Here is a 17,331-nt window from a genome sequence, read left to right on the forward strand (position 1 = left end):
TATGTCAACATGCCAATGCGCTGTTGGCAATATGCTTCCAGCGATGACAAGACCCGGCCGGATCGGCTATAGAGCTGAAAAGATTTAATTCCCGGGAGGACAACATGCCGGACACTCGCAGAGCCGTGCCGCTCGCAGCCCTTTGGTCAGATCGCCCCTATCACCGCAACTGGCTGCTCGGTCAGGCAAATGGCCTGTTCGATTTCTTCCAGACCGCCGCCATCAACCCCAGGGGCGGCTTCTACGATCTGTCGCGCGACGGCAAGCCGCTGGCGACCGAAAACCCTGCCCGCGGCATCCATGCCAGCGCCCGCATGGTCCATTGTTTTGCCATCGGCGACCTGCTTGGCCGCCCGGGTTCGGCCGATGTCGTCGATCACGGCATGCGCTATCTCTGGGACAGGCATCGCGACGAGAAGAACGGCGGCTATTTCTGGCAGGCCGATGACACCGGCGCTGCCGACGCGTCCAAGCAGGGATATGGCCACGCCTTCGTCCTCCTCGCCGCTTCATCAGCCAGGACCATCGGCCATCCGCTCGCCGACCGCATGCTCGCAGACATCACCGAAGTGATCGAAACCCGCTTCTGGGAACAAGCCCACGGCGCCATTGCCGAGGAGTTTTCCGCCGACTGGCAGCCCGTGCCCGGCTACCGCGGCCAGAACTCCAACATGCACCTGACCGAAGCCCTGATGGCCGCGTTCGAAGCGACCGGAGAACGCCATTACCTCGACAAGGCGACAAGCATTGCCGATCTCCTGATCAACCGCCGCGCCCGCGAGGAAGCCTTCCGCGTCGCCGAACATTTCGACGAACACTGGGTGGTAGACCGCAATTACTACCATGCCAACGAGATGTTCCGCCCCGCCGGCACCACGCCCGGCCACTGGCTGGAATGGGCAAGGCTTCTGATGCAGCTGTGGATCCTCGACGGCAAGCGCCATGCGTGGATGCCGGAGGCCGCACGTGGCCTGTTCTTCCAGTCCATGGCCCTCGGCTGGGACAAGACAAAGGGTGGTTTCTTCTACACGCTCGACTGGGCCAATGTGCCGGAAAAGACCGCCAAGCTCTGGTGGCCGCTCTGCGAGGGCGCCGGCGCCGCCCATTTCCTCAACCAGCACCAGGAAAGCGAATTCCACGAAGACAGCTACCGCAGGATCTGGAACTATATCGCCGGCAACAGTCTCGACCGCGAGTTCGGCGGCTGGCATGAGGAACTGACCGAGGACGGACGGCCTTCCAACACACTCTTCCCCGGCAAGGGCGATATCTATCACGCGCTGCAGGCCTGCCTCATTCCGCTTTTCCCCGCCGAAGGCAGCCTCACCAAGGTGATCCGCGAATACCCGCTCTCGGTATAAGCCGCGCCAAAGGCCGACAGGTCAGCACCGTCATCGCCGCGTTGCAGCCATTCCAATGACAAACGAGGCCGGAACATCGTCACCGATGCTCCGGCCTCGCGGTGTGTGGGCCAGAGATTTCTCCGCGGCCCTTGCTGTCATTGGCGACGATGGATCTTACTGCTCGATGCTGTAGGTGATGTTGACAGTCACCGTGTAGCGGTTCTCGCCGGCCGCGACCGGCATGGCCTCGTCCATGCGCTTGCCCATCGGCGCTGCGGCCATCATCATCGGCATCGGCCGGGCGAAATTCTCCGAAATGTCGATGACGCGGCCGACCTTGACGCCGGCGGCTTCCGAAAGCGTCTTTGCCTTGGCGGCAGCTTCCGCGACGGCCGCCTTGCGTGCCACCTCGATCGCCGCATCCGGATTGTCATTGGAAAAGACGATATTGCCACCCTGGTTGACGCCGAGCTTCACCGCCTGATCGATCAGGCCGCCGAGCTTGGAAAGATCGCGCACCCTGACCGTCAGGCCGTTCGACACGCTGTAGCCGACGATTTCCGGCGCCTCGAAGCCGGTGCCATCGGTTGGCTGCTGGCGATATTTCGGCTGGATCGAAAAGTCCGTCGTCTGCATGTCCTTGTCTGCAATGCCCTGCCCCTTGAGGCTGGCCAGCACCTCGGCCATCGCGGCATTGTTGGCGCTCAGCGCCTCGCCGGCGGTCGCCGCATCGCGCACGACGCTAAGCAACACCAGTGCCATGTCCGGCGCGATTGCCGCCTCGCCCTCACCCGACACCATGATTGTCGCCTCGCGCCTCTCCGCCTCCGCCGCAAAGGCCGGCGCGACCGAAGTGAGCATAAAAGCTGTGCTCGAAAGCGCTGCAGCCAGGGCAAGCGCGCGTGTATGTCTTAGCATGTGGAGTGTTTCCTTTTCCCTCGGATCCGGACCCTTCGGCCTATATTGCTCTTCACGGCCCGGTTGAATGCCCTTCCAAGTCATTGATGACGCGGGATTGTGAAGCCATTGCGGCAAAGGCTTGTCGCTCCGCAGAATTTGCGTTAGAGCCTTCGCCACGGAGCGGGATGACCATTGCCCGCCCCGCGGCACCGCGTGCCGGGCTGGGCCTGTAGCTCAATGGTTAGAGCCGGCGGCTCATAACCGCTTGGTTGGGGGTTCGAGTCCCTCCGGGCCCACCATTTCGTTTAAAATCAAAGACTTAGAAGACGGATCTTCTTGGGGAGACATCCAAGGGGAACATTGGTTTGTTCAATCCGTCCTATCTCGTGAAGTCTCGATGCGGCGTCTTCTATTTGCGTTGGCCGATACCGAAGCAGCTGCATCCACAGAAAAAAGCCTCCACGCTCAAGCTATCTCTACAGACCCGTGACCCACGAAAAGCATTGCGCTTGTCCCGTTCTCTGAGCCACATAGGCGAACAGTGGAATGAGTATGGAATTGCCTACGGAATGCGGTACGAGGAACTTAGAGGCGCTTTGACCGAGCATTTTCGGGGGTTGTTGAACCAAGCGAAAACGGAAATGAACGCTACAGGGCCTCTCGATGAGGAGCTCAGGCAGGCTTACGAGACGAGCAAGCGCGTAGCGAAGCATGCAAAGAAGACAGATACTCCCCTCTCTCTCGTGAAATCTGACGACGAGTTGTTGGCCCGCTGTTGGTTTCCACGCAGAACTGAGCCGGTTAGGCGCATAATTTCCATTGAGAATTGAGCCATGTGAACCTTCCCCCAACGCGGTGAGCGACGGGGGCAACGGAGTGATCCACATGGGACTTTTAAACATCATCCGTCGGATGAAGCTGCGCGAGAAGCAGTCGATCCGCGAGATCAGTCGGCATACCGGTTTGTCGCGTAACACGATCGCGAAGTATTTGAACGCTGGTACGATCGAGCCGACGTTCACGGGACCGGAACGACTGAGCAAGTTTGATCCCTATGCCGACAAACTTGCTGGCTGGCTGAAGACCGAGGCCGGGAGGTCGCGCAAGCAGCGCCGAACGCTGAAGCAGCTTCATCCGATCTGGTGGTTCTCGGCTTTACCGGCTCCTATGGTCGGGTCGCCGCCTTTGCCCGTGAGTGGCGGGTTGAGCAGCAGACGACTGGCCGCGGCATATTCGTTCCTCTGTCTTTCCGCCCAGGCGAAGCATTCCAGTTCGATTGGAGTGAAGACTATGCCGTGATCGGCGGCGAGCGCACGAAGCTACAGGTCGCTCACATCAAGCTGTCGCACAGCCGCGCCTTTCTGGTCAGGGCCTATCTGCTCCAGACGCATGAGATGCTCTTCGATGCCCACTGGCACGGCTTCCGGGCGTTTGGCGGCGTACCTGGTCGCGGCATCTACGACAACATGAAAACGGCGGTCGATCGTGTCGGCCGCGGCAAGGAACGGCAGGTCAACATCCGTTTCCTCGCGATGACGAACCACTACGTCTTTGCGCCTGAGTTCTGCAATCCCGCCGCCGGCTGGGAGAAGGGGCAGGTCGAGAAGAACGTCCAAGATGCCCGACCGCGGCTGTGGCAACAGATGCCAGACTTTCCGGATCTGGCGGCATTGAATACCTGGCTGGAACAGCATTGCCAGGACCTGTGGCGCGACACAGCGCACGGCACCTTGCCCGGCACGATCGCGGACGTCTGGTCCGCAGAACAACCAGCATTGATGCCGCTCCCCGCTGCATTTGACGGCTTCGTCGAGCAGAGCAAGCGCGTCTCGCCGACATGCCTGATTACCTTTGAGCGGAATCGCTACAGCGTGCCTGCATCGTTTGCGAACCGGCCCGTCAGCCTGCGGATATATCCCGAAAGACTGGTGGTTGCGGCTGAGGGCAATGTCCTATGCGAGCATGAGCGGATCATTGAGCGCAGCCACGACAAGCCGCCGCGAACGATTTACGACTGGCGACATTACCTTGCCGTCATCCAGCGCAAACCCGGTGCCCTGCGCAATGGTGCACCCTTCCTGGAATTACCGCTGGCCTTCAGACAGTTGCAAGATCAGATGCTTCGCCGCCCCGGCGGTGATCGTGAGATGGCCGATATCCTTGCGCTTGTCCTTCATCACGACGAACAGGTCGTCCTCAGGGCTGTGGAACTGGCCTTGGATGCGGGGGTGGCGACCAAGACGCATGTGCTGAACCTGCTGCATCGGCTGATCGACGGCAAGACAATCGATGGTCCCGACATCGATACGCCACAGGCTCTGATCTTGCTGCGTGAACCCAAAGCAAATGTCGAACGCTATGATGACCTACGCGCCCGGATCGCAGGAGGCCGCCATGCGTCATGACCCCGCAAGTGCTGCCGTCGTCATCATGCTGCGGAGCCTGAAGATGTATGGCATGGCCCAAGCCGTCACCGACCTTATCGAGCAAGGCGCTCCCGCCTTTGATGCGGCCGTGCCAATCCTGTCCCAGTTGCTGAAGGCCGAGATGGCCGAGCGCGAGGTCCGCTCCATCGCCTATCATATGAAGGCTGCCCGCTTCCCGGCCTACAAAGACATCTCCGGCTTCGACTTCGCCGCCAGCGAGATCAACGAGGCCACCGTGCGCCAATTGCACCGATGCGAGTTCATGGATGGGGCGCAGAACGTTGTCCTTATCGGTGGCCCTGGCACTGGCAAAACGCATGTCGCGACCGCTCTTGGAATCCAGGCCATCGAGCATCATCGCCGAAAGGTCCGCTTCTTCTCGACCATCGAATTGGTCAACGCGCTCGAGCAGGAGAAGGCCAAAGGCAAGGCAGGCCAGATCGCCGAGACACTGGTTCGCCTCGATCTGCTTATCCTCGATGAGCTCGGATACCTTCCGTTCAGTGCCTCAGGCGGTGCACTGCTGTTCCATTTGCTGAGCAAGCTTTATGAGCGCACCAGCGTCATCATCACCACCAACCTCAGCTTCAGCGAATGGGCAACGGTCTTCGGCGACGCCAAGATGACGACAGCTCTGCTGGACCGCCTCACCCACCGTTGCCATATCCTGGAAACCGGGAACGACAGCTTCCGCTTCAAAGCCAGCTCGGCCGCAGCAGCGCAAAAGAGAGGAGAAAAGACCAACCCATTGACCAAAGCCTGATCAGAAAACCATAATCAGAGGTGGCTCACTTCTCGGTGGAAAAACCGGCTCAGTTCCGCGTGGAAACCAACAGTCGTACGCCATGCAGAGACACAGAAGGGAGGCATCGTGTCTCCCTCGCTAGTGGCCAAATTCCAGTAATTGAAGGCTAGCGGATGGTGGGCGCTCTCTCATAGCCCTCAGCAGCCCTTTTCTACTTCTAGGCTCCTTGAGCTTGCTCAGCGCGCTGACCCTGCCGCGTTGCAGTCCTGTCCCTGTGCGCGATGCTGGTAAGCGGCGCCGTCGGAACGCTGGTGATATTGGCAGCACTCGCTCACGGTCTAAAATCGGCGTCGCTGGGACCCATAACCACGGCTCTGCGGGCGCCTGTAGAAACTGTATGAGGGCTGAGAACGTATGACCGTAAGCGTCTGCCAATTCTCACCTGTCATGCAGAAGTGAATGAAGCTCTCTCGTGTGACTGCACTCACGACCACCTGTCCAGTGGTTCTATCCAATTGCAGCAGCCACAGGACGGATACGGCAAGGGGGAAACCAGCTATCGAAAATTCCTCAGGCCCAAAGTCGAGAAACACGGCGCACTGCAAAGGTGACCAGCGCCGAAATAAGGCGGCATCACGTCTAGTAGGACGGATATACAGTGGGGCGTCCTGTATAATTGTCCCGTGTTGTATTGCCTCGCGGAACACCGTGAGATCGCGCTTGTATCGGTTGCCGTCTACGACCCAGACCATCGGGTTGTAGAAACTTTCCCTAGAGTTCCGCTCGTCGGGGCTAATTGGCGAATGCTGAAACTCGACCACTTGCCCACGGCTGGTCTTTAGATCTGCTATGTGTCTCTCGCCATTGTCAGCGGCATGCACGACCTCCTGCCATTCTCGCGGGAAATGTGCTTTCCATGAGCGGTGCCACTCAGTTTCCGGCTCCCACCAGTGGTCACATTCTAGTTTGCCACGATGCGACCAGTGCCAGATGCGTTGGCTACCGCACTTGGCCACTACCTCCCGCTCGCAGTTTACGCAAACGCCGCGCAGTTTCGGCTGGGCCTCCTGGCGAGTGCCGTCGACTAGTGCATACTTCACCTGCTTACCTCCCTATCAATGACTAGTAGAGAAGCGTTGTTCACGGAGTTCCGAATTGTAAAGGTTCAGGACGGCAGTTTTTGCGGCTGGTGTCAGTAAATGCATAGGGGAGAGAGCGGCATTTTTGGTTCGCAAAGTTGCTTATCTGCCACAGAAAAAGCGGGTAAACGACTGGTCGCTTCCTTCGTTCTAAAGCCTCCGCCGACTGCCGGTAGTCGCCTGTGTTTAAACGGACTGGATCGGCAAGGGGTATAGCTAGGAGGCACGACGTGGGTTTTTACAGCGACCCGCTAAGTTATTGATACCTAAAGCGGTTAATTGTGCGCCTTTTTGTAAAACTTTTGTGCTAACTGATTGTTTTTACTGCATTCACATTCAGCTTCCCAAGCTATGCTTCGTTTCGTGCGCCTACAAGTGGATACTTTGGCCTGGATTATCGGCGACACATATCGAAGCGGCCAATCCGGCAATCACCGGAGCTTCGCTTTGGTGTAGCTTTTCGAAGCAGTCTCCATCCTTGCATATTCAGGGCTACTGATATGCAGTCAGGCCTATTCGCGTGATACTAGCAATAGTACGAAAGCCCATCTTTATCACGGCAGGCTCTGGCATACCTCCGCGAGGCAAGACGCCGAAGACGTAAGGGGCATCCCGCCCCCGTCGACCCTTACAGCACCCCTCACCTTTCAGCAACCAATGGTATATAACATGTTGCAGCATTCCGGACGGGGAGACTTCAGTGACGAAAAAGCAGCATATCGAAACAGCTTCGGCAGACTTGGATGGAGAGAGCGAATTCATCAGCTGGCTGACGGCCAATCATCAGCGATATGTGAATCTCAAGGACGCCGTCATTTCGATCACGACCAGTTTGTTGACGGAGAACCACGTCGACTTCTTGACTGTCACCGGCAGAGCAAAAGACCCTGTCAGCGCGCTGGAGAAGATAACTCGCAAGGGATACGACGACCCCCAAAGCCAAATGACCGACCTAGCTGGCATCCGAGTAATTGTGTTTCTGGAATCAGATGTCTCAAAAGTCGCCGGGATCATTCGAAATTCTTTCAGCGTAGATGAAGCCAATAGCAGCAACAACGATGAACGGCTTTCAACGGATCAGGTCGGTTACAGGTCAACGCACTTCGTGTGCGATTTGGGAGAAAACCGGTGTAAACTGCCCGAATTTCAGTCGCTAGCGGGCTTGAAGTTCGAATTTCAAGTGAGAACAGTGCTACAGCACGCCTGGGCCGAGCTATCCCATGATAGAAACTATAAGTTCTCAGGCAAGATGCCCAGACATCTTGAACGCCGGCTTTTTTTGCTAGCGGGTCTATTAGAGACCGCCGACCAGGGATTTGATGACTTAGCTGAAGCTCTTGATAGCTATGTCGAGCATGTGAACGAGGACTCTGCTAAAGGGGACCTCGATATTGAAGTCAACTCAATTAGCCTGCAAAGTTTTATTGAAAAATGGGCGTCTGAAAACAACATAAAGATAACACCATCGCGAAACAGCACACCTTATAGCTCAGGGCTACTTAGAGAACTTGAAGAATACGGCATAAAGACTCTCGCAGATCTTAAGGAGTGCATGCCTGACAATTATGCAGACGCTATCAGAGACATCGATTCTGGAGCGGTAACCGCCACTGGCCTCGTTCGGCGCATGATGTATCTTCACGATCCCGAGCGGTTCATCAAGAAAGTACAGAACAAGTGGATTCCGTCTGCAAACTCCAAGACTTATTTGAAGAGGTATTTTTCAGAGGAACTTGCCAAGGATATCATCAACCGCCTTTCCCAAAACAGAGGGAAAGTCCGGCGTACCTGACGCTTGAAGAGTTTCAGGCGCGAACTTTGCACCATACCAAACCACTGCAGAGCTCAGCCAATCAGTGTAAGCGCATGCGCAATGTGTGGCGCTGTTTAGAACTGCTTCGGATCTCGCAAGGCCCAAATACGGCTATTTTTCCCCATTTCTAATAGCACCTAGAGCTTACCGGGCCATAACTACCGATGCGACGATGATCAGCCATGCCTCTTGCACGCTTCCCGATCATGTGAGACGCAGAGACACAAAAGGGGGACATCGTGTCCCCCTAGCCATCCTCAAGCCCTGGCTTCTAAGGCTTTTGAGCGATGGTGGGCGCTCCCTCCGGGCCCACCAAATATCGCTAGCTCGCCAGAATCGACGATCTTTTCGTCAAACCAATTGCCCTCAGTGTAGCCGGACGCGCAAATCCGGAATTTTGACACGCAAAATCGGAAAAAGGGAATTTCCGGAGCTGTGACAAAAATCAGGGCAGAGCGCTCTAGCTGTGGATGCGCAGGCACCGTTGGACGGCGACTTGAACCGCGTTGCCAAGATCCGGCTTTAGGTGGGCCATAGAAATGTTTTCCCGATACAACAGTTCCCGCAACGCCGCGACTTCGGATCTGCATAGAACGATCTTGACCAGGGCGCACTGCGCCGAGTGCTCATGCAGGCGCTCTAAAGGATCCCAATCGATCTTATCGGGCTCATTAGAGTTGTGAGACCGAAGATAGGTGAAAGTGCCAGACTGGGCTATCAGGTACCGGTTGCGAACGATCGGCGCGTCCTGAAGGACCAGTTCAACGGATCCACCGTCTTTTCGGATACCTGCGAGCATACCCAACTCACCAAACTTGTCCCGATTAAGTGCCCATACACAAATGTCTGTTGTTCCGTCATCTTTGGCAGCGAACGCGGCTGCGACTAGAGGAGATCGAGTCCAATCCAGCAGAAGTGTGTTCCCGCCATAGTGTTGCAGCTGCGCCTGCAATTCAAAGCTGGAGAATGGATCATTAAGTTCCGACGCTTCAGCTACCTGGTCGATACCAACGCTCCGTGCAACGGTGGCTAAAGAGCGCATCACTTCCGCAATCGCATAGTGAACCGCAGTGACCTCGTCGAGGCCGGGAGTGATCATCTGCAGATGCTGGGCGATTCGATCCAAATCGATTGGCTCCTCGCTTCTTCGAACTGCATTCGGAACGAGCAGGTAGTTGACGTCTGAATGGCCGCGAAAAACGTAATCCGCGGCCGATCTTTGCGACCACCATCGATCGGCAGACGGTCGAAGGTATTCCAGAAACTCGCGAGCATTCTTAAACTCTACAACGTCAACTTCAGCCACATGCACCTCCTCATCACGAACGCTCATTGAAGCTTAAAGCCTTCCTTCGCTGACGCGGACGTCGACAACCTGTTCACCAACTGGGTTGAAGTCGCATTCATACGTCATGTGGGTCCAGGCCCCGAAACCGTTTTGCATTTTGATCTTATCGCCAATGAGCGTGATCGTGCCCGCCTCCGGATCGCGCCAGCGATAGTGACTGAACTTCGGCTCCAGCATCCCGTCAGTCCATTCGAAGTCATGCTTCGCCATTCGCTCGATGAGCTGGGTGCAATCATATGTGCCGGAAATGGCCGCTTCATCGCCCCAGCACTGGATATCCTTCTTGCACTCCTCCTGCTTAGCCAGTTTCGCCGCTGCAGCGTGAGCCTGTTCTCGGTCCTCATCCGCCTTTTTCGCCTCTGCGATTCGCGAGGCTTCTTCGGCGGCGGCTATTCCCTCCTGTCGCTTTCGAGCGTTCTCTGCCTCCAGTGCTGCGGCCTCTGCCTGTCGCTGTTTGAAAAGCTCCTGCTCCCTAACCTTTGCCCATTCGGCTGGGTCTGTGATGCCGGCTTTCTCAGCGTTGGTTTGATCCGTAAGGCTCTGGAAGCCAGCCGTTTGCGCGTTCTGGTTCTCGATCATGCCGAAGGTGACAGCCGCGCCCACGCTGGCGACGAGAGCGGCCATCGCCTTCCATGCCTTTCTCTGACGCTTGCCTGGGCTAAATGGCAGGCTGACCACGCACCACGCTGCATAGATAAAAAAGGCAAGTGTCAAAAAAGGAAGCGCCGTCTGCATTGAATAAAGCCCCTTCAAGTTGTGCTGGAGATCTAAAGCCGACTCTCGCTCGGCCACAAGTCTAAAGCACATTCAAGAATCGACGTTAGTCAGCGCTGAACCGGAAATGATCAACTCCGTCGCTCTCCTCCCTTTCCCGCCACTGACGGAATAGATGAGGTCGACAGCGTCCAGGCGACAGCATTTGACGCATTCGCGGACTTCTCGACGATAGTTCAAAGACATTTTAAAGCAGCCTCGAAGCCTCTTCAGTCGGTCCGACATGCGTTCGAACTGGTCGCGGCGGAAGAGGTCTTTTCCGTAGTCTGTTGGTTTCCATGATAGCTCCCGGCAATCGATCCGGCGAATTGACCGTTTAGCGGGCACGAGAAATCGCGCTCGCGATATCGAGCGAATGCATTTATGATTCCCTGAATTAGGGTTTGTTCCGCACTATTTACAATATACACGTGACAGAAATCGCCATTTGAAGTCGTATTCGCTCAGTGGATGCGACTTTGTTAGCGGTACAATGAAGGATGACTCACACCGCTCTTGGTTGGAGCGTGAAAGATCTCTCAATTGCGGCAAGCGTCTCCACGAACACGATTGTGAGGCTCGAGCGGAGGAGAGCTACTAAAGCCGCGCACTGTTGGTGACATTCGGCAAGCACTTGAGAAGGCAGGGATAACTTTCATCGAGGGTGAATACGCTGGCAGCGACGGTCCGGGCGCACGCCTGAACAGCGACTTCGTCAATTAGTGAAGCCGCCCGTTGGGGACGAATATGAGGATTCCCAGCTTCATCCTGTCGGGTGCGCCATTTTTCCTTCTCAACATAAAGATTATTTTCCATTCATGGTCTCATCAGGGTTGCATTTTTCTGTCCTCTAAGAGATCGTCGGCTTCGTCTGCGCCTTGCTGCAGTGCAAGAAGTTGTTGATCTCAGTTGATGTTGGAACAATCCCTTTATGGCCCTTGCTTCCTGGACCGATGAACAGGTTCTCGATCAGTTGAATTCGGGCTCTCGCTGGACAAGTTCGACTATCACCTACGCTTTTCCGACGACAATATGGTCGATGTACAGCGACGGGGAGGCTGGCTTTTCTGGACTGAACGCGACGCAGCAGGCCAGGGCGGTCCTCGCGATCAACCTCTGGGACGACCTCATAGAGCCGAGCTTCGTGCGTGTCGATGCAGGAAACAGCGAATATCACTCGGACGTCGAGTTTGCCAACTTCAAGTCCACACTCGACTACGCCTATGCATATTATCCCGGCATTGGCAGCGTCTGGTTTAACAGCGCCTATAATGCCAGCTACGGCACTGACGATCTGGTGACGCCGAGAATCGGCAATCACGGTTTCGCGACCTTCGTCCATGAGATCGGCCATGCGATCGGCCTCGAACATATGGGCGATTACAACGGTACTGCAGACCAGCCGTCATCTTATCAGGACTCGACCGTCTACTCGATCATGTCCTACTTTGGACCGTCCTGGGGGACGGGTAAGGTCAATGGTCAAGGGCTGGTGGCCTGGGCCGACTGGGTCGGCGCCGATGGCAAGCTTTACAGTCCTCAAACACCCATGATGAACGACATCATGGCGATCCAGAGGATTTACGGCGCCGATACGACGACGCGCACCGGTGATACGGTTTACGGGTTCGGCTCCAACGTCATCGGAGCCACCGCGTCGATCTACAATTTTAGCAAAAACCTCAATCCGATCCTGTGCATATGGGATGCCAACGGCAATGACACGCTGAACTTGTCCGGCTGGAGTGCCGCCAGCACCGTCAATCTCGCTCCGGGAACTTTCTCCTCCGGCAACAGCATGACGCTGAACATTTCGATCGCCCGCGGGGCCTGGATCGAAAACGCGATCACCGGCGCAGGGAATGATCGGATCAGCGGAAACGAACTGGCAAACCGGCTCGAGGCCGGTTCCGGCAACGATGTGATCAATGGTCTTGCTGGCAACGACATACTTCTCGGCGGAAATGGCGATGACACGCTCAACGGCGGCGAAGGCGCCGACGAAATGTCGGGCGGTGCTGGCAACGACTCCTATGTGGTCGACGATATCGGCGATGTCGTCGTCGAGACCTCCGCAGTGGGCACCGATACGATCCGCACCACCCTGTCCAGCTACGTCCTTGGCAATTGGATCGAGGTCCTCATCCAGACTGGCGCAGTGACTTGGACCGCGACGGGCAATGTGCTCGCCAACACGATCCAGGGCGGCGGCGGCGAGAACACGCTCTACGGCGAGGCAGGCGACGATCGTCTGATCGGCGGGGCGCAGAGCGACATCCTCGACGGTGGCACGGGCAACGATGCGATGAGCGGCGGTGCAGGCGATGACATCTATTTCGTCGACTCGGCCAAGGATGTGATCACAGAAGCGTTGAACGGCGGCGTCGACACGGTGCGGGTGACGGCATCGAGCTTCACGCTGTCGGCCTATGTCGACAATCTGGACTATGTCGGCAGCGGTGCCTTCAAGGGGATCGGCAGTGCGGATGCCAACCGGATGACGGGCGGTGCGGGCGCCGATGTTCTGGACGGAGCGGCGGGCAACGACTTCCTCTATGGCGGGCTCGGCAATGACAGCCTGGTGGGCGGCATCGGCAACGACCTGCTCGATGGCGAAGGTGGCGCCGACAAGATGGCCGGCGGCGTCGGCAACGACAGCTATTATGTCGACAACATCGGCGACGTCGTGACGGAACTCGTCTCGGCCGGGACGGACACGGTGTTCACGACGCTTGCGGCTTATACGCTGGGTGCGCATGTCGAGAACCTGACCTTCGACGGCACGGGTGGCTTTGTCGGCACGGGCAACACGCTGGCCAATGTTCTCACGGGCGGCGCGGGCGACGACATCCTGAGCGGCCTCGACGGCAATGACCGGCTCTCCGGTGGCGAGGGCAATGACACCCTCATCGGCGGGACGGGCGCGGACACGATCGAGGGCGGTGACGGCGACGATTTTGTCTATTTCGGCGATCTCTGGGCGAACATCAGCTGGATCTACGACATCGCGACGGCGACCTTCCGCTTCATGGGCACGCTGATCGGTTCTGATGCGGTCACCGGTGTCGAGACGTTCCGGGACGCAGCCGGCATCGATCGCACGGCGGCCTTCCTGATCAAGCCCGGCGACTTCGTGCCGGAGGTTTCGATCGTGGCGGATGCGCCAAGTGTTGCTGAAGGCGATGCGGTCGAGCAGACGGTGACCTTCACGGTTGCGCTGACCATGGCGTCTGACGATGTCGAGACGGTGGCCTGGTCGGTGGCAGGCTCCGGCACGCGGCCGGCGAACTTTGCCGACATTCTGGGTGTGACGAGCGGTGTCCTGAGCTTTGCGGCCGGCGAGACGGCAAAGACGATCAGCATCACGCTTCGCGGCGACACAAAATACGAGGCGGACGAGACCTTCTCGGTCGTGCTCGGCGCGCTTTCGGAAGGCCTCTGGCGTGGGCCATCGACGGCGACGATGACGATCCTCAACGACGAGACGGCGCCGACCTACAACATCATTACAGGCTCGACCAAGGCGCAGACCCTGACGGGGACTGACGGCACCGACCGGATCAGCGGCGGCGGTGGCAATGACACGCTGCGCGGTGGCCTCGGCCACGACGTGCTGATCGCCTCCTCGGGCAACGACACGCTGGATGGTGGCGAGGGCGAGGACGACATGACCGGCGGGGCCGGCAACGACACCTATATCGTCGACAATATCGGCGACGCGGCAATCGAGATCTCGACGGGTGGTATCGATACGATCCGCACGACGCTGGAACGTTACACGCTGGGCGCCTGGATCGAGGGTCTGGTCTATACGGGCACGTCGTCCTTTACGGGCATCGGCAACACGCTGGCCAACAGCATCGTCGGCGGGATCGGCAATGACACGATCTATGGCGGTGCGGGCAACGACACGCTGAATGGCGGCGGCGGCGAGAACAGGCTTTATGGCGAAGCGGGTGACGACCGGTTGATCGGTGGCGCTTTGAGCGACATCCTCGACGGCGGCACGGGCAACGATGCGATGAGCGGCGGCGCTGGCGACGACATCTATGTCGTGGACTCGGCGAAGGACGTTGTGACGGAAGCGGTGAACGGCGGTGTGGATACGGTGCGTGTGTCGGCATCGAGCTTCACGCTGTCGGCCTATGTCGACAATCTGGAATATGTGGGCAGCGGTGCCTTCAAGGGGATCGGCAGTGCGGATGCCAACCGGATGACGGGCGGTGCGGGCGCCGACGTTCTGGACGGTGCGGCCGGCAACGACTTCCTCTATGGCGGGCTCGGCAATGACAGCCTGGTGGGCGGCATCGGCAACGACCTGCTCGATGGCGAAGGTGGCGCCGACAAGATGGCCGGCGGCGTCGGCAACGACAGCTATTATGTCGACAACATCGGCGACGTCGTGACGGAACTCGTCTCGGCCGGGACGGACACGGTGTTCACGACGCTTGCGGCTTATACGCTGGGTGCGCATGTCGAGAACCTGACCTTCGACGGCACGGGTGGCTTTGTCGGCACGGGCAACACGCTGGCCAATGTTCTCACGGGCGGCGCGGGCGACGACATCCTGAGCGGCCTCGACGGCAATGACCGGCTCTCCGGTGGCGAGGGCAATGACACCCTCATCGGCGGGACGGGCGCGGACACGATCGAGGGCGGTGACGGCGACGATTTTGTCTATTTCGGCGATCTCTGGGCGAACATCAGCTGGATCTACGACATCGCGACGGCGACCTTCCGCTTCATGGGCACGCTGATCGGTTCTGATGCGGTCACCGGTGTCGAGACGTTCCGGGACGCAGCCGGCATCGATCGCACGGCGGCCTTCCTGATCAAGCCCGGCGACTTCGTGCCGGAGGTTTCGATCGTGGCGGATGCGCCAAGTGTTGCTGAAGGCGATGCGGTCGAGCAGACGGTGACCTTCACGGTTGCGCTGACCATGGCGTCTGACGATGTCGAGACGGTGGCCTGGTCGGTGGCAGGCTCCGGCACGCGGCCGGCGAACTTTGCCGACATTCTGGGTGTGACGAGCGGTGTCCTGAGCTTTGCGGCCGGCGAGACGGCAAAGACGATCAGCATCACGCTTCGCGGCGACACAAAATACGAGGCGGACGAGACCTTCTCGGTCGTGCTCGGCGCGCTTTCGGAAGGCCTCTGGCGTGGGCCATCGACGGCGACGATGACGATCCTCAACGACGAGACGGCGCCGACCTACAACATCATTACAGGCTCGACCAAGGCGCAGACCCTGACGGGGACTGACGGCACCGACCGGATCAGCGGCGGCGGTGGCAATGACACGCTGCGCGGTGGCCTCGGCCACGACGTGCTGATCGCCTCCTCGGGCAACGACACGCTGGATGGTGGCGAGGGCGAGGACGACATGACCGGCGGGGCCGGCAACGACACCTATATCGTCGACAATATCGGCGACGCGGCAATCGAGATCTCGACGGGTGGTATCGATACGATCCGCACGACGCTGGAACGTTACACGCTGGGCGCCTGGATCGAGGGTCTGGTCTATACGGGCACGTCGTCCTTTACGGGCATCGGCAACACGCTGGCCAACAGCATCGTCGGCGGGATCGGCAATGACACGATCTATGGCGGTGCGGGCAACGACACGCTGAATGGCGGCGGCGGCGAGAACAGGCTTTATGGCGAAGCGGGTGACGACCGGTTGATCGGTGGCGCTTTGAGCGACATCCTCGACGGCGGCACGGGCAACGATGCGATGAGCGGCGGCGCTGGCGACGACATCTATGTCGTGGACTCGGCGAAGGACGTTGTGACGGAAGCGGTGAACGGCGGTGTGGATACGGTGCGTGTGTCGGCATCGAGCTTCACGCTGTCGGCCTATGTCGACAATCTGGAATATGTGGGCAGCGGTGCCTTCAAGGGGATCGGCAGTGCGGATGCCAACCGGATGACGGGCGGTGCGGGCGCCGACGTTCTGGACGGTGCGGCCGGCAACGACTTCCTCTATGGCGGGCTCGGCAATGACAGCCTGGTGGGCGGCATCGGCAACGACCTGCTCGATGGCGAAGGTGGCGCCGACAAGATGGCCGGCGGCGTCGGCAACGACAGCTATTATGTCGACGACATCGGCGACGTCGTGACGGAACTCGTCTCGGCCGGGACGGACACGGTGTTCACGACGCTTGCGGCTTATACGCTGGGTGCGCATGTCGAGAACCTGACCTTCGACGGCACGGGTGGCTTTGTCGGCACGGGCAACACGCTGGCCAATGTTCTCACGGGCGGCGCGGGCGACGACATCCTGAGCGGCCTCGACGGCAATGACCGGCTCTCCGGTGGCGAGGGCAATGACACCCTCATCGGCGGAACGGGCGAGGACACCTTCTACTTTGACGTCTTTGGTGACGGCAATGCCGACACGATCGCAGACTTCAACGCGGCGGCAGACACGATCCTGCTCGACGCCGATGTCTTCGGTGACGATGATTATCTTGGGCAACTGCTTGGGTCTGCCTTCGGGCGGGGAACCGAAGCGACCAACGAGGATCAGCGGATCCTCTACGATCAAAGCTCGGGCAACATCTTCTACGATGCAGACGGTAGCGGTCTGATCGATCCGGTCGTCTTCGCTCGATTGACGGCAGGAACCTCACTTGAGCACAGTGATTTCACCCTGGTCTGAAATCGCCACGTCGCTAAAATTTCCACACGGCGGTCGCGCGGGGTTTACCGCGTTCCGTCCGCCCCAAGATGCAGATGATCTTCCAGGACCCGGCCGCCTCGCTCAATCAGAAAAGGCGCGTGCGCGACATGCTGGCGGAAGTGCTTTCCGTCCACCGCATCCTCGAGGGTGCAGCGATCGGTGAACGGCTGTAGCCCCTC

Annotated in this window: 10 protein-coding genes, 1 tRNA gene and 1 pseudogene; 7 read left to right on the top strand and 5 right to left on the bottom strand. The window is 58.6% G+C overall.

Annotated elements, in window-relative coordinates; genetic code table 11:
• Positions 1–104 precede the first annotated feature (104 nt).
• Positions 105–1,361, top strand: a complete 1,257-nt coding sequence (locus tag IM739_RS15095) for an AGE family epimerase/isomerase (RefSeq protein ID WP_237368521.1) — start codon at positions 105–107, stop codon at positions 1,359–1,361.
• A 156-nt stretch (positions 1,362–1,517) separates the two neighbouring features.
• On the opposite strand, the gene IM739_RS15100 is transcribed toward IM739_RS15095, so the two are convergent.
• Positions 1,518–2,261: an SIMPL domain-containing protein gene (locus tag IM739_RS15100; protein ID WP_237368522.1), complete on the bottom strand. Its 744-nt coding sequence runs from the start codon at positions 2,259–2,261 to the stop codon at positions 1,518–1,520.
• Between the two features lie 205 nt (positions 2,262–2,466).
• Here IM739_RS15100 and IM739_RS15105 point away from each other — a divergent pair.
• The 4 genes and pseudogenes from IM739_RS15105 to istB all read left to right on the top strand — a co-directional run bounded on the left by IM739_RS15105 (position 2,467) and on the right by istB (position 5,432).
• A tRNA-Ile gene (locus tag IM739_RS15105) sits at positions 2,467–2,542 on the top strand.
• A gap of 87 nt (positions 2,543–2,629) precedes the next feature.
• Positions 2,630–3,073: a DUF6538 domain-containing protein gene (locus IM739_RS24140; RefSeq protein ID WP_442981142.1), complete on the top strand. Its 444-nt coding sequence runs from the start codon at positions 2,630–2,632 to the stop codon at positions 3,071–3,073.
• 55 nt (positions 3,074–3,128) lie between these two features.
• Positions 3,129–4,648, top strand: a pseudogene (istA, locus tag IM739_RS15110) (IS21 family transposase).
• Positions 4,638–5,432: an IS21-like element helper ATPase IstB gene (gene istB, locus IM739_RS15115; protein ID WP_237368523.1), complete on the top strand. Its 795-nt coding sequence runs from the start codon at positions 4,638–4,640 to the stop codon at positions 5,430–5,432. The pseudogene istA and the gene istB overlap by 11 nt, the downstream one beginning before the upstream one ends.
• Positions 5,433–5,752: 320 nt before the next feature.
• Here istB and IM739_RS24145 read toward each other — a convergent pair whose 3' ends face one another.
• Positions 5,753–6,514 (bottom strand): competence protein CoiA, encoded by a 762-nt coding sequence (locus tag IM739_RS24145; RefSeq protein ID WP_442981050.1) that lies wholly within the window; start codon positions 6,512–6,514, stop codon positions 5,753–5,755.
• A 739-nt stretch (positions 6,515–7,253) separates the two neighbouring features.
• On the opposite strand from IM739_RS24145, the gene IM739_RS15120 reads away from it, so the two are divergent.
• Positions 7,254–8,345 (top strand): GTP pyrophosphokinase, encoded by a 1,092-nt coding sequence (locus tag IM739_RS15120; protein WP_237368524.1) that lies wholly within the window; start codon positions 7,254–7,256, stop codon positions 8,343–8,345.
• Between the two features lie 481 nt (positions 8,346–8,826).
• On the opposite strand, the gene IM739_RS15125 is transcribed toward IM739_RS15120, so the two are convergent.
• The 3 genes from IM739_RS15125 to IM739_RS15135 all read right to left on the bottom strand — a co-directional run bounded on the left by IM739_RS15125 (position 8,827) and on the right by IM739_RS15135 (position 11,283).
• Positions 8,827–9,672, bottom strand: a complete 846-nt coding sequence (locus IM739_RS15125; RefSeq protein WP_237368525.1) for an FRG domain-containing protein — start codon at positions 9,670–9,672, stop codon at positions 8,827–8,829.
• 33 nt (positions 9,673–9,705) lie between these two features.
• Complete coding sequence (locus IM739_RS15130) at positions 9,706–10,449, bottom strand: hypothetical protein (RefSeq protein WP_237368526.1); 744 nt, start codon at positions 10,447–10,449, stop codon at positions 9,706–9,708.
• Positions 10,450–11,064: 615 nt separating this feature from the next.
• Positions 11,065–11,283: a hypothetical protein gene (locus tag IM739_RS15135; RefSeq protein ID WP_237368527.1), complete on the bottom strand. Its 219-nt coding sequence runs from the start codon at positions 11,281–11,283 to the stop codon at positions 11,065–11,067.
• 115 nt (positions 11,284–11,398) lie between these two features.
• Here IM739_RS15135 and IM739_RS15140 point away from each other — a divergent pair, with 115 nt between their 5' ends.
• The gene (locus tag IM739_RS15140) at positions 11,399–17,131 is read left to right on the top strand and encodes a M10 family metallopeptidase C-terminal domain-containing protein (protein WP_237368528.1); all 5,733 of its coding nucleotides are present in this window, start codon (positions 11,399–11,401) and stop codon (positions 17,129–17,131) included.
• The last annotated feature ends 200 nt before the right edge of the window (positions 17,132–17,331 follow it).

This window comes from Rhizobium sp. SL42 (assembly GCF_021729845.1).
Classification (GTDB): Bacteria; Pseudomonadota; Alphaproteobacteria; order Rhizobiales; family Rhizobiaceae; genus Allorhizobium.

Bases quoted from the DNA above. Each gene is read 5' to 3' on its own strand.
- IM739_RS15095 (WP_237368521.1), top strand. From the start codon at position 105: ATGCCGGACACTCGCAGAGCCGTGCCGCTCGCAGCCCTTTGGTCAGAT.
- IM739_RS15100 (WP_237368522.1), bottom strand. From the start codon at position 2,261: ATGCTAAGACATACACGCGCGCTTGCCCTGGCTGCAGCGCTTTCGAGC.
- istB (WP_237368523.1), top strand. From the start codon at position 4,638: ATGCGTCATGACCCCGCAAGTGCTGCCGTCGTCATCATGCTGCGGAGC.
- IM739_RS15130 (WP_237368526.1), bottom strand. From the start codon at position 10,449: ATGCAGACGGCGCTTCCTTTTTTGACACTTGCCTTTTTTATCTATGCA.
- IM739_RS15135 (WP_237368527.1), bottom strand. From the start codon at position 11,283: ATGGAAAATAATCTTTATGTTGAGAAGGAAAAATGGCGCACCCGACAG.
- IM739_RS15140 (WP_237368528.1), top strand. From the start codon at position 11,399: ATGGCCCTTGCTTCCTGGACCGATGAACAGGTTCTCGATCAGTTGAAT.